Origin of the sequence: Thiothrix sp., from assembly GCF_028714775.1 — a bacterium.
GTDB lineage: Bacteria > Pseudomonadota > Gammaproteobacteria > Thiotrichales > Thiotrichaceae > Thiothrix.
On the sequence record NZ_JAQTLS010000024.1, the window covers coordinates 24,641 to 37,524 of the forward strand.

At 52.5% G+C, this 12,884-nt stretch carries 12 protein-coding genes; all 12 read left to right on the forward strand.

Going from position 1 to position 12,884, the window contains the following annotated elements; all coding sequences use genetic code 11:
- Positions 1-9 precede the first annotated feature (9 nt).
- Positions 10-1,401, forward strand: a complete 1,392-nt coding sequence (locus tag PHE17_RS18085) for a hypothetical protein (RefSeq protein ID WP_301017314.1) — start codon at positions 10-12, stop codon at positions 1,399-1,401.
- Between the two features lie 117 nt (positions 1,402-1,518).
- Complete coding sequence (locus tag PHE17_RS18090) at positions 1,519-2,625, forward strand: hypothetical protein (RefSeq protein ID WP_301017315.1); 1,107 nt, start codon at positions 1,519-1,521, stop codon at positions 2,623-2,625.
- On the forward strand, positions 2,622-3,362 hold the full coding sequence (locus PHE17_RS18095) for a hypothetical protein (protein WP_301017316.1): 741 nt from the start codon (positions 2,622-2,624) through the stop codon (positions 3,360-3,362). The genes PHE17_RS18090 and PHE17_RS18095 overlap by 4 nt, the downstream gene beginning before the upstream one ends.
- A 10-nt stretch (positions 3,363-3,372) precedes the next feature.
- The gene (locus tag PHE17_RS18100) at positions 3,373-3,732 is read left to right on the forward strand and encodes a hypothetical protein (protein ID WP_301017317.1); all 360 of its coding nucleotides are present in this window, start codon (positions 3,373-3,375) and stop codon (positions 3,730-3,732) included.
- 12 nt (positions 3,733-3,744) lie between these two features.
- On the forward strand, positions 3,745-7,416 hold the full coding sequence (locus tag PHE17_RS18105) for a hypothetical protein (protein ID WP_301017318.1): 3,672 nt from the start codon (positions 3,745-3,747) through the stop codon (positions 7,414-7,416).
- Positions 7,413-7,796 carry a hypothetical protein gene (locus PHE17_RS18110; protein ID WP_301017319.1) on the forward strand — a complete coding sequence of 128 codons (384 nt, stop codon included), beginning with the start codon at positions 7,413-7,415 and terminating at the stop codon, positions 7,794-7,796. Before PHE17_RS18105 ends, PHE17_RS18110 begins: the two co-directional genes overlap by 4 nt.
- 3 nt (positions 7,797-7,799) lie before the next feature.
- The gene (locus tag PHE17_RS18115) at positions 7,800-8,642 is read left to right on the forward strand and encodes a LamG-like jellyroll fold domain-containing protein (RefSeq protein ID WP_301017320.1); all 843 of its coding nucleotides are present in this window, start codon (positions 7,800-7,802) and stop codon (positions 8,640-8,642) included.
- Positions 8,612-8,971 (forward strand): hypothetical protein, encoded by a 360-nt coding sequence (locus PHE17_RS18120; RefSeq protein WP_301017321.1) that lies wholly within the window; start codon positions 8,612-8,614, stop codon positions 8,969-8,971. Before PHE17_RS18115 ends, PHE17_RS18120 begins: the two co-directional genes overlap by 31 nt.
- A 28-nt stretch (positions 8,972-8,999) precedes the next feature.
- Positions 9,000-9,632, forward strand: a complete 633-nt coding sequence (locus tag PHE17_RS18125) for a hypothetical protein (RefSeq protein WP_301017322.1) — start codon at positions 9,000-9,002, stop codon at positions 9,630-9,632.
- A 12-nt stretch (positions 9,633-9,644) separates the two neighbouring features.
- On the forward strand, positions 9,645-10,523 hold the full coding sequence (locus tag PHE17_RS18130) for a hypothetical protein (RefSeq protein ID WP_301017323.1): 879 nt from the start codon (positions 9,645-9,647) through the stop codon (positions 10,521-10,523).
- 18 nt (positions 10,524-10,541) lie between these two features.
- Positions 10,542-12,437, forward strand: a complete 1,896-nt coding sequence (locus PHE17_RS18135; protein WP_301017324.1) for a hypothetical protein — start codon at positions 10,542-10,544, stop codon at positions 12,435-12,437.
- A 9-nt stretch (positions 12,438-12,446) separates the two neighbouring features.
- Positions 12,447-12,881, forward strand: a complete 435-nt coding sequence (locus PHE17_RS18140) for a hypothetical protein (RefSeq protein ID WP_301017325.1) — start codon at positions 12,447-12,449, stop codon at positions 12,879-12,881.
- Positions 12,882-12,884 lie beyond the last annotated feature (3 nt).

The window sequence follows — 12,884 nt, forward strand, 5'->3', positions numbered from 1 at the left end:
GGAGTAGTTATGACAACCGCAGTAGCAGTAGGCACCCCAAGGAATATTACCTCCCTGGGCGTAACCGGAATCGGTAAGATCGGCTACGAAAAACGGCTTCGTGAGGACAAGGTAAAGGATTCCGTATTTTGCCGCGTTCCCACGTCGTATCGCATTAACAGGCGCAAGGAAATCGATGTCGAAAATCTCGGCTGCATCATGCAGATTCCCGGCAGCGGGTCCAAAGGGCCGGACCAGTCGGTAATCATGACCATGGCGCTGCCGCTCAACCAAGCACCGGTCGTCGGTCCCGGCGCAATCCTCCTCAACAACGAGGAAGACCGTGATCTCCGGTATGCGAAGTTCTACTACCAGGAAATCAAAAAAGCCGTGAAGCAGTGGGAATACGGCCTTTACAGCAACGAGACCAAGTACCTCGACCTGAACAGCGGCAACCCGCAGGCGCTCAAACGGTATTGGGCGGAACTGTTCGACCTCCGCTGCCACCAGGCGCTTGTCATGACTTCCGAGGACGCGCTTTGCACGGCCCCGACGAGTCTCAGCCAGACGCTCAACCCGCATTTCCTGATCCCGAACCGGGCACTTCCGCGGGTTCTGTGGAACAAGACCGCTCCGACCAAAACGACCGGCGCGGCTGATTCAAAAGGCTGGTATTCCAGCGGCAGTTTCGCCGGAGGCGGAAGCTACGTTGAAGACGTGGTGGAAGCTCTCATGGCGGCCAATGGCACCGGATCGACCCCGCTGTGCCTGCCGAATCAGGACCTGTGGGCGATGATCGCATGGTACACCGAGAACGTCCAGATGTTCGAGAAAGTCGAAATCGACGGTATTCCGACGGTGCTCCTGCTCTGCCCGCCGCATATCATCGACTGGGCGATGAACCCGTCGAACAACAGCAGCGGCAACATTATCGGGAACCTGCACAAGCCCGATGTTTACATGACGAAGAACCGCGAGTGCTTCCCCGGCGAAGTTGGCCGGATAAAAGACAGCATCCTTCTCATCAAGGATACGCGGTACGTCACGTTGACCATCAGCGGTTCCAACGGTTCGTATGCGGTTACTCCGGGTTATCAGTATCCGGGTAATTACAACATGCAGAACGTGAGCGCATGGGCGAACACTTCCGGGGCGACGAACTACAGTTTCGACTGTATCATCGGTCTCGGAGGCAACGGGCTCGCGGAGTATCTGGTTGACCCGCTCAACACCGACCTCTCGGAGTTCTACAACTACAAGCAGATCAAGGGGCTTGGGTCGTATGAGGGTTCGGGTATGCAGATTCCGCGATGGGACCTCGACGAGGCCAGCGCAGCGGATGGAGCAAGCGCGACGCTTATCCACCGCGGCAGCTTCGTCGTTCCCGTCGGCAGGGTGCAGCCGTTCAACATCGTATCGTAGCCGTTTCACAGTGAAATAATCGGGAGGGGTGAAATTCCCCTCCCTTTTCCAAAGCCCGCAGTAAGGGCATAACCCAATAACACCGCAGCGCCGCGGACCTCGGCGTAAGAGGGAATTATGGAAGAGAAAACAAGGACTTTCGGACAGTTCGCTACGGTTCCTGACCAGTACCAGGATGCCATCAATTACGGCATTTCCTTTTTTGAGTGCCGTCTGAGGTTCAAACACAAATGGGGCCAGACACTTCGCGGCCCGTTCGATGTCCGTGTCACCGACATGGATAAAGACTCGCCCATGGCCTCCGTGGAAGGTCCGCGGTACAAGGTTGAGTGGATCACCGACAGCAACAGGCCAGGGATACGATTTGAGCCTGTTTCCCCCAAAAGCAGCCTGTCCGTGGCATTCATCGTTGACGATGATGGATGGTATAACCGGGTCCTTATCGCTGATCCCCTGAATTCGGTTTACGAAGTGGTCGCCTATCATTCCGCCACCGGAGTTCTGCCGGCATCGTCAATTCGTCCGTGGTTCGATTGCATCCGGGACCGGTTATGGAAAGAGTTTCCGCTTTACCGCGTGATCAGAAGCGATGGCCGGGAAGTAGGAACCAGCTACCGGAACCATGATGCTGCCGTAGAGTTCATGAATTCAACGGACGAAGACACCGGGAAGAAACTCTACCCGCGCGCGACGATTTTTACCGACAACGTGTGGGACAAGACGGAAGAGTGCGAACGGATAATCAGGGAGAACCGGAACATTCAGCATGGTTGGACTTCCTCAACTGAATTCCGTTTCAAGATCCGCCCGGAGATCGAGAAGGCGATTGCGGAGAGCATGATGGAAACCGGTTCATCCGATATCGCTGTTCCGCGTACCATGGACGAGATAAAAAACATGAGCCCGGAGATGAAGGCCGCGCTGCGGGAAGCCCAGCTCGGCCCGACGGTCCCCCCGGCTTCGGCGGCTCGCCAAGAAAATCAGGTGCAAACCGAACCGGCGGATACCCGGAAGCTCGTAGACATGCGGTCTCCGCACCGGGGCGATTATCTCAACAAGCAAATTCTTATCGCACGGGCAAACGAACTCGGCATCGAGAGTCCCGAAGCTCTGCCGAACCGTGAAGCCCTGATCGAAGCGATAGTGGTGGCGCAGAATGGGGAAACCAAAATACCCGTAGGCCCGGCGCCCAAGAAACCTGAAACCGCAGAGGTCGTTACGTGAGCACAGCTTCATTACTCGACCTTCTTGAAATTGACCTTCCGGCCGGCTGGTCCCGCTCAACGGGCAGCCGGTCTTTGCTTTCGTTCATCCAAAAAGGCCAAGATCGGCTTTGGAAAAGCCTTGGCTACAAGCGCATATTTCACGGCACCGAAAACAAGGGATTCGAGCCGTATCTGAAAACCGTTGCCGGGACTTACGATTACGACATTATCGCTGCAAACCTTGGCTGCGGAACTCCTCAAAAGACCATTGGTGGAACAGTATACGCAGTCACTCCGGATACCGTGTTGAAGATTTTTGTCGATTCGACCGAAGATTACGGTCTTAACATGCTGTATATGGGTGAGCCCTATCTTTACGGAGAGCAGAACCCGTATTACATGGGAAACAACAGGATGTTCGTCCGCGACATTCCGGTGGACAGCAGCCCGGCGCTCGAAAGCACACCTCCGCATATCACTTTCAAGGATGATCCGGGCGATTCGACCGATATTTACTTTTGCCAGTTCAATTTTCTCCCCCCGCGGCTCATCAGTGAAAACATTCCCTTGATGATTCCCGAAGACTTTGAAGACGCGCTGCGGGATTTCGTTCGAGCGCAATTACAGGCGAGCGAACACGGGGCGGACAGCGACCTTGCGACCAAGTTTGAAAATTTCTGGATTCCGAAGTTTCAGAGAGAGTATCGCCGCGGTGCGAATGCGGCCCAAAAATTCACGGAACCCCTTTACTGGTAGGAGGCTTTTAATGAGCGTCGAAAGCGATGAAATTGCCGGTCTCGAAGTCGGCAAAAACAAATCGATGGAGTGGTATCTCGCGCACCTGCTCGGATACACGCAGACCGAAATGTTGTATTCGGGAAATCTCATGCCTCAGATCATTCAGAACGCCAAATCTATTTCCGTTGATGTTGACGGGTTCGCCACTATTACCTATGTAAACCCCTATGGAACGGCATCGACCATCGAGACAAAGTATCTGGTTGCCGGGGCCGAGTACCACATACGGAAAATCGTATCGTGGGCAGCTCCGGGAGGCGGACTCACCGCGGCGCAGGTGGCAATGGCGGACGGATCATTGGTCAATGGCATAAAACTCCACCGATAAGGAACCCGTTTCATGCAGCAGTTCGCACCACGAACGGTTCTGCAAGACGAGAACCTTATTACCCGCGAACAGGGAAGTTCAAAAACGGGGAAGCGGTTTTCGTCCGGGATGTTCAACGACATTCCCGTAATTCCCAACGATGCCATTGCCTTCAGTAACGGATACATCCCTTTCGACCGGAAGCTCGAACCTTGCGGCGGGTGCGCCCTCTGGTCGAATGTTCAGTTCCCGCAATTCCGCAGCGGGATAGAGTTTGTACAAACATCCGATGAAATTGTCTTAATAGATGGCACGTTCTCTCCAGATGAGATCGGAAACTATGTTGTCAACGATTCCGGTATTCCCGCTCGAATAAAAAACTGGATCAACGAAAATACCGTCCAGGTAGATAGCGTCGTATCGGCCCCTGAAGATACTCTGAACGGCTGGACCACCGGGCAACTCAATTCCTCCACTCTCCATAAGAAAAGCAACAAGGTTCTTCACCATATAGGCAACAGACTTTACATTTCCGACGTTTACATGAAGTCTTATACGGAATGTCTCTGCCTTTCCAATCGCGGACTTTCAGACGACATTTCCGTGGTGGAAGAGCAGGGAGATTTCGCCTTTCTGTTTTGCAAACAGATAGGCGTTTCCGGGGGGATATTCAGAATAAACCTCGTTGATTGGAGTTTCGTTACCTATTGGAAATGCAACATTGCAATTCCATCAACGAGGGTTCCCGATGGAACCGCAACGCCGAAGACCACCTTCAAATACAAATATCTTTATACCGGTGCGCGGATTTACGGGAAAGACAGAACGGTTTATCCGATTGACCATGAGACCGCGGCGAACGGCATTGATAACAAGCTCGTAGATTACGGAACGAAATACAGCGAGCGGCCCGTAGGCGTGGCGAGTTCGGAAGACACTTACGACCAGATTATCGGTGGCACGCTCGATGCCGGGTATCAGATTCCGACGGGATGGGGCGGGACAGTTGGAGTCCCGGCTATTACCAACGGACAATTCAACATCAACATCGACGGAAATCCGTGCTGTATTGCCGTAGACTTTTCCGGCGTATCGAGCATGGCCGATGTCGCCCGCCTGATTGAACTCGCGCTCCGGGGCTATAATCCATACATCACATTCATTTATGATACCGACCATTTCGTGATGACAAACCCGAACGATGGCGGGGAACTCGAAGCAGCTACCTCCGGCACCGCGGGCGTTGACCTTCAGCCGATTTTGAAGTTGGATACCGTTACCAGCCAGTATTATTACTCACCGGTTGGACTTGGAGGAGAGAGTTACGATCAGGTGCTTTTCGTTCCCACAGACCCGGTTACCGGAAAGCCTGAACGCCAAGTAACGCACCTACCAGTGTACCGGTCCTTGGACTTCGGCGATGACGGTATTCTCAAGGGCAACAACGAGGAACAGTTCATGCTTGCGGGTGAGCCGGCGGCGGCAAAGGTTTTGGTAGCCGAAGTGAAAACCATTGGATACGCGAAAAATCTTATCATTTCCAGCGGATCAATTGACATCGGCGATATCGGCTCCCGGCTCCGGTTTTTGGACGGCACCGAGGTCACGATTACCGGGTATTCAACCAGCAATCTCGGATACGTGACCGGAGGCGGAACGACCATTGCCTCGCAGCCCTGCGCAATCGGCGGGGATGAGACTTTGGGAAAGGCCATTCGCGTATTTCGATTTACTCAGGCCATGAAAACCATTACCCGGATTGCCGGGGATGAGTTTATTCCCGATGATGTCGGGAAGACCATTTTCCTGCCGGATTATTATTATTTGCGCGTTACCGGATACGTGGATGCTGACCATCTTACGGTTGCTGAAGCGGGAACCACGACGGCGGACGGCATTCCTGGGGCTCTTGACCCGCAGTGCCGGAACTGGAACGACACGATCACGGATGATATTCTCCGGCAGCGTGTGGTGAACTATTCGCTCTGGCAACGGTTCAACGATCCTCTCCCGGAATGCAGCGTCGGCCGATTCGATGCCGGATTTCTCTACGCCGCAATTCGTGGGGAAACGAACCTTTATTATCAACAGGTCTTTGCCGGGAAGGAATATCAGGTCGGCTATTACAATCCGCGCCAAGTGTTGCCGCTCAAGGACACCATAATGGAAGTTTCCGTGTTCCCCTCGAAATGCGCTATTTATTGCAAACACTCATGGTACTCACTGAACTCGGCCTCGGTTTTGACGTTCGACGTGAATCTATCAATCCATATTTCGATTCTCTACGACATCAAGTGGAATGATGGCATCGGGGTTCGCACCTATTCGAGCGTGAAGAAGCTCCCAAACGGCCAGGATTGGGTCTTCACGAACGAGCCCGGGGTGAGGATATGCGACGGCACCACCTTCACCGATAACCTTGCCAAAGACCGCTGTGTGAACATCCTGAAGACCATTATCCCCGACATCACCATTGGGTACGACCCGTTCAATGGCATTACGATCTACGGCTCCACAACGGGCGGCGTTGCTGCGGATGGCGACGATACGTTCACCGGGGCATACGGAAAAATGGCCTACGGCACCGGGCTCTACAAAGACGGCCTGCTCGTGCCGTCAGCGGCGCCGGGAGGGACAGACCTTTGCCTGCGCCATGCGATCAACCCGGACCAGGGGATAGGGTTCTATGAGGTTCCAGCCGCGGATATGCCTATGCCGCGGAATGGCGGCGCCGGGGCGCTGGAAGTGTTCGACAAAAACGGGCAGTCGCATTCGCTCGTTTACGATGCCACGGATATGTTCTGGTGGGACGTTTCGACCAGAGACGGGGCCGTGGGCACGGATATGTCGAAGGTTTGGACTGGTAAGAGCGGCAATGCCTTCGGCCGGCTGGTGAAATTTGGAGATGACCGGGGAACCTTCGAGCATGAGTTTATCCGAATACTTCAGGCCATGGCGTATTTCCGGCCGTACCTCCAAAGCCATGAGGGAGCTACCGGCTACGATGCCGCCGGGTATCCTACGGACCTTTCCGTGGACCTGAACCTGTATAAAAACGGCGAACTCCTGCCGGCGGCCACGGCACTCAAGATTCCGTTCGACGGCGTGGTGAAGACCGACAAGAAAGTCGATGCTCACCGTATCGCCCTTGAGCTCATTTCGAGCGATGGTGACCACCTGATAATGAATCGGCAGTCGTACTATGACAACTCGAAGCGGGCGGTGGAACCGGACAAGCGACTTTCCTATGAACTCGAATTACAGAAGGAACTCGCAGGATACTACCTCTACCCGGACTTTATCAGCGGCACCCTTTTGAACCGGTACAATGCTCAGACGATAGCTTCCGATGATGCTCGCCCGGCCCAAGGACCGGAAGCCCGGAAATCGTGCGCGATTCGTATTTCAGCGCCGTTGGACATCGGGGCCGGACAAAACGGGAGCTGCCTGTTCTGGTCGCTCGGGGCCGTGGTCCTCTCCATCGGCGGCGCGGTGCAGACACTTCATGTTATCGGGACATCCGGGTCGTGGACGCTCTATCGGGCATTCATCACCTCAGTCGCAGGCGACATTATTTTCACTCCCGGCGGGCCGAACAGGTACATCGCCCACGCCCGGTTTTACAGTACGAATATCAGCGATGACGCGACCGATTATTTCTATAACGATGTGAAAAACAATTCGGGAAAGATCGTGTTGCCATGAGCGAGATTGACAAAGTTGACAGCAACAAACAGCCCCTTCCCGAAAAGGTGGACGGGCACCAGGACGATATTAACTGGCTGAAGAGCAGGGTGAACGACTTGATTCTAAAGGTCTCGGAAATCAATAAAATTCTGGCAAAGCGTTCGGTTCAGACATTCACGCATACTTCCGTGATGCCGGACTACAAGGCGGACAATGCGGACCACGATGCGAGGTATGCGACGCACCGGGAACTCAAAAAAAGCATTGCCGGGGTAATCGCCGACGAGCACCCGCCGGTGACGGTGGCAGATACAACAACGGTGGATATGTCAATTTCCGGCCAGCAGATAAGCGCGGAGACGATAGGGTTGACAGAACCTATAACGATTTTAGGATAATTTATGACCGCCCCTGTTGCATGGTTAAAAGCAGAAAACAATGTGCTTGACAGCATGGGGAATAACATTGTCGGAGGTTGGGGCAATTATACCGGATCAACAACAGGAGAATACGTTGCCGGAGTTGTCGGAAACGCCTTTCATTTTCCTTATAACGGATCAAATCCATATACGGCTAAAATAATAAGATTTTCAAATATTGATCCGTTGAAATTCATTAGTACAAATAAGTTTTCTATTCGATTTTGGCTGCGCCCTCACCTCTGGACCGATTATGCTTTTATTCTTGCTGATTATTCATATCCGAATGCGAGTTGGATAATTGGATTGCAAAATGGAATAATATATGTAAATTATTATTTAGGTAATTTTAATACCGGATCAATAGCATCCCTTGCCCTGGATACGTGGGCTGATTGGTTGATAACGTATAACAATGGAGCATGGGAATTTTTTATAAATGGTATTTCTGTTTATTCAACGACCGGAAAAGTAATAGGAACGCCACAGACTTATTATGTTATTGGGGGACAGGATGGCGGCTTTGATCCTCGAAATTATTTTGCCGGTGACATGGATGAATTGAAGTTTTATGATGAAGTAATTACCCCTTCTAACAATGACCTTGCGGGAAGTTCGCAATTAAATGGACAGATAACGGTTTTGGGTGTCGTTAAGGGATTAATACAGGCGGTCACTCAATCCGGTGGAAATTTTGATAAGAGAATTTTTATAGGCGACCAGACAACTAATGGTTCGTGGAAAATAGCCGTTTACGGAACCGCTCTTGTCTTTTGCAGATTAGAAAGTAGTTTATGGGTGGAAAAATACCGTATTACTGCCTGATTATTGTTGGATTGGTTTTTGCCGGATCAAAAACCGATACCGTCACGATAACAGGGGGAAACTATGCAAAAAGATATTATGGCGACACGTCTCGAATAACTCGTCTTATAGGAACGCTTACGGGGACGGCGGACAGTTCGGGTAAGTGTCACTTGGCCGATACCTTGAGGAAAAACAATCTTGATTCGATAAGGATTAAAAAGCTCCTTGTTGGTGGAGCAACCGGCTCGGTAATCGATACAATAAAAATGATTGATGGAGCGAATGATACATTGTCAATAACAATCGGTGCAAAAACATGGAAATTTTTACCGATAGCAGATCAATAAAAGGACTTTTGCAAAGTTGGAATGTAACATGACCCTTCTCCAATACCATACCGCCGCAACCCTCACTCCCCTCCGGGAGACGTGCATCGATCAGGTGCGCTCGAAAGTGCCGCCCGAAGTGGAATACGAGTTTCACGACGAGTTTCCCATTGACCCGCTTTCCATCGACGATACGATTGACAGGGGCGACAAGGAGTTCGGGAAGCGGCAGTCGTATTCGATGATTCAGGCGGCGGACCTGGTATCACTCAAGCTCGCCACGGAGAGGCCGCAGATGTTAAAGGTGGACACGGACACGGTTATTGATAAATGGTACGACTTCCCGCTCAAAGGAAAACCGTACTTCGGCACCACGCGGGGATACCCGGACCTGTCCATTTTCTACGTGAACGATTGCCCGGAGTTTTTCAAGGAACTACTCGCCCGTTATCTTGGCAACGAAGACCGTGTTCGGACGATGAAAAAGATCGAGTGGGCACAGGGATTTCTTCGGGGGATGATCGACAAAATTTATCTCATCCCGCCGGGATATTTCCGGCACCTTTGTCTCGGCCATATCGAGAGCGGAGCGATGGAATCCATTTATTGCCAAGACTACGGGGTGAAAAAGGACGAGAACGGAGTGCCACGGTTTATGTATTTACATGGGATAATGAATTAAAGGAGAAAGAACATGCCGGAATCATACAAGGGTTGGACATTAAACAGCGTCGGCGATCCGTTTGTGGCAACTGAAGCGGACATTGGATGCGGTGCGCGGGAAGTGGCGAACTGGAAAGCCATGATTGACAAGATCGGCGCACCCGACGGGCAGGCGTTGGATACCGGCCTGCTCCTCGCCCCGGTGCTGGCGTTTTATGATCCGACGAGCGGGGTATTGGGAGCTCCTGCGAATGGTGACAGGTATATTGCCCTTGCAACGGCCTACGGGTGGAGCATAACCAAGATTTACCAATACGTTTCCGCCACCCTGTCATGGACGGAAATATCTCCCGCAAAAGGCAATGTGGTCTATGTCGGCAACCTGAAAACGCATTTCGTTTTCGATGGGTACGGATGGGTAAGCGTCCGGTCTGTCGGTTCCCATATAGTTGATGCTCATAACCCCGCGCAGATAGGGGCGGCAGTCGATGCCGGAGACCCCCGGTTCGGGCCGTTCAATATCGAGGGTGCAAAATCGCTTGTCGATGATGAAGAGCTTGAGTTGCTTTTCAAGGCGAATTACAATGGCGCATTCATGGGACGAGGAACCATAATTGTCGATACCGGAAGTTTATGTGGGGCGGTTGTTTTTGCCGACTTTGTGTTTTATTATGGCAACACGGAGTTTTACGTTCAACCGCTTCACGATACGGAGTACAATGGGGATCTCGCCTATATCGGAAGTACACTTGCAAATGACCCCTCTAGCGACAACAAATTTTGTATCATTACGACGCAACAGACTCCGCCGAACTCGGCGATATTGTCAATAAAGAACAGACTGGGCTCTGCAATTCGCGTCTGGTGGAAAATCGACGGGGCACAAAATACGGTATCGACTCCATTTTAATTTGATAAGGAACACACTATGTTGACTCATCCCTCATGGGTTGCTGAAATGAAAAAGCCGGTCAAGGACCAGATCACTATTGTAACGGCCTCGCCCTTGCGTACCGGGACCGCAAAGCTTCGCGCTCCTATCGGCAAGCAGGGAACCGTGGACGATACGCCGGAAGAGTCGGCTGGGGTTGCCCCTATCGGCGGGAAAATGCTCGCGGGGATGAGCAGGGACACTGGCGCCGGGCCGGACGGTGAAGTGCAACCCGACCGCGTGGCGGGCGACGTGCATGAAGGGGAAACCGTTTTGAGCGCACAGGCGACGCAGAACCTTCCCGAAGACATCCGCGTGGAGTTGAGTAAGCAGGCTGAAGAGGGAACGATTGATACAAACGCGCTGCGGCAGGCATTGAAAATACCGGAGAAGCCGGGATTCGCGGCGGGAACCGGCGGGCAGGCGGTGGACACTAAGTTCAACCAGACTACTCCAAAAGCATTGGATGCTGGATTCGCCAGCACCTTTAAGACACCATATTCCATGCCGGATTATGGTTTTTCTGGGACGAAACTTCCATCCGTGGCGACGACCGGAGCGACTGGAACCCCTTCAGCCTCGACCGTGGCGGCCGCCGGGCCTCTCCCAAAGGCGAAAGCGGACGTGATGAGCACGTACCAGCCCGCTCCTGCGGCTCCGGCGACCACGACCGCGGCGGCACCAAACCCTTACGTTCCGCAGCCTATCGTGGGGCAGAATCAACAGAACATTGCCAAGGCGAACATTTCCCGGATCGATCAGATTGCGGCGGGGAACAGCAAGGCCGACCAGAACATCGCGGCTGGGCAGGTCCGGCAGTTCGACACACAGGCGGCAACCGGACTTCAGCAGGGCGCACAGCAGATCGCAGCCCTCGGTAACGACGTGCCGGCCAACGTGAAGGAATCCATGCTCGCCCAGGAACAGAGCGGAGTCCGCGGGCAACGCAGCGACCTTCAGGGAAAGATTGCTGCCAGTGAACAGGCGAACGCGCAGACGGCGGCACAGCAAGCGGCAAGCCTCGGACTTCAAAGCCAAGGACAGCAATTCAACCAAGGCGAAACGATAAAAGCCGATGCGCTGAATGCGGCTCAGGTGCTTATCAATCAGGGGATCACGCCGCAGAATGCCGGACAGATTGCCGGTCTGATGAGCCAAGGATTAGGAACACAGATGACCACAGCGCAGGTTATGGCGCTTGGAAAGTCACAGAACGCGCTTAAAACAATGAATGATATAGCTACCCTGATGACTAATAATCCCAATCTAAGTGCAGCTACCCTGACGGCGATGCTGGAAACACAGGGGGATGATCTTTCGGCACTAAACGCAGCAACGGCCGGAGGAAATTTTGTTCAGGATATAATAGCAAATGCCGCAGGTAAAGGCAATACGGTAACAGATGTCGGTGGAGGTACAGTAAGTGTTCCGACAAGCGGACCGGGAAGTTCGGCAAATGGACTATTTACAAGCGCAAAGGGAAATCTATATCAAAACGTCGGTGGAGTTCCAAAACAAGTAACTGATATTTCTCAAGTTAATGCCAACGAAATAGAATCAATGCTGAAAAGCAATCCATCGGATATTGCCGCTGTCAATAAACTAGTCGCCAATATGCCGGTACTTAACCAGAAACAAATATCAGATCTAAATAATTCACCAGAAGGTGCTCAGGCACTTAATAACAATTCTCCATTGAGAGTTAATGTTAATGGAAAAAATATTTTAGTTGCTTGGCAAGGATATTCTGGCGGATCAGAACCTGGAACGTTACCGGGACAAGTATTTACCGATTTAACAACGGGTAAAACTATTCAAATGGCCGATGGAAATCATAGATGGGTTGTACTTGATGCAAATGGTAAGCCGACAAATGAGACAATAACTCAATAAGGACACTCTATGGCAGATGGAATGTTTGGAATAGGCGTATCTGGCGGTTCAGCGTATTCTCCGGCTTTATCCATGCCCGATAGTGCGAGCGGGTTTGTAAGTGAAGCGGGTGGCGGGGTTGCATCGGCAGTAGGAACCGGGACTTCGCCCAGCTCGATGATAACCCCCGGCCTCGGGACGGTTATCGGCGCTGGCCTCGGCCTCTTAGGAGGCATCATCAATACCGGGGTGAACCTCTGGGCGATGAGCAAACAGCAGAAGGCTACCGATGCCGCGAATGCGAAACAGGAAGCGTATTACAACCGGGAGTATGCGGATAAGCGCAGGGACGTGGCTTTTCAGCAGGCCGATACCAGACAACAGCGCGACCGGCAATCCGGGATCGACCGGCTCGCGGCTATGAGTGCTTTCACGGGTTCGCAACAGAAGAAATTTCAGGTATAAAGG

Bases quoted from the DNA above. Each gene is read 5' to 3' on its own strand.
- PHE17_RS18085 (WP_301017314.1), top strand. From the start codon at position 10: ATGACAACCGCAGTAGCAGTAGGCACCCCAAGGAATATTACCTCCCTG.
- PHE17_RS18090 (WP_301017315.1), top strand. From the start codon at position 1,519: ATGGAAGAGAAAACAAGGACTTTCGGACAGTTCGCTACGGTTCCTGAC.
- PHE17_RS18100 (WP_301017317.1), top strand. From the start codon at position 3,373: ATGAGCGTCGAAAGCGATGAAATTGCCGGTCTCGAAGTCGGCAAAAAC.
- PHE17_RS18105 (WP_301017318.1), top strand. From the start codon at position 3,745: ATGCAGCAGTTCGCACCACGAACGGTTCTGCAAGACGAGAACCTTATT.
- PHE17_RS18110 (WP_301017319.1), top strand. From the start codon at position 7,413: ATGAGCGAGATTGACAAAGTTGACAGCAACAAACAGCCCCTTCCCGAA.
- PHE17_RS18115 (WP_301017320.1), top strand. From the start codon at position 7,800: ATGACCGCCCCTGTTGCATGGTTAAAAGCAGAAAACAATGTGCTTGAC.
- PHE17_RS18120 (WP_301017321.1), top strand. From the start codon at position 8,612: ATGGGTGGAAAAATACCGTATTACTGCCTGATTATTGTTGGATTGGTT.
- PHE17_RS18125 (WP_301017322.1), top strand. From the start codon at position 9,000: ATGACCCTTCTCCAATACCATACCGCCGCAACCCTCACTCCCCTCCGG.
- PHE17_RS18130 (WP_301017323.1), top strand. From the start codon at position 9,645: ATGCCGGAATCATACAAGGGTTGGACATTAAACAGCGTCGGCGATCCG.
- PHE17_RS18135 (WP_301017324.1), top strand. From the start codon at position 10,542: ATGTTGACTCATCCCTCATGGGTTGCTGAAATGAAAAAGCCGGTCAAG.
- PHE17_RS18140 (WP_301017325.1), top strand. From the start codon at position 12,447: ATGGCAGATGGAATGTTTGGAATAGGCGTATCTGGCGGTTCAGCGTAT.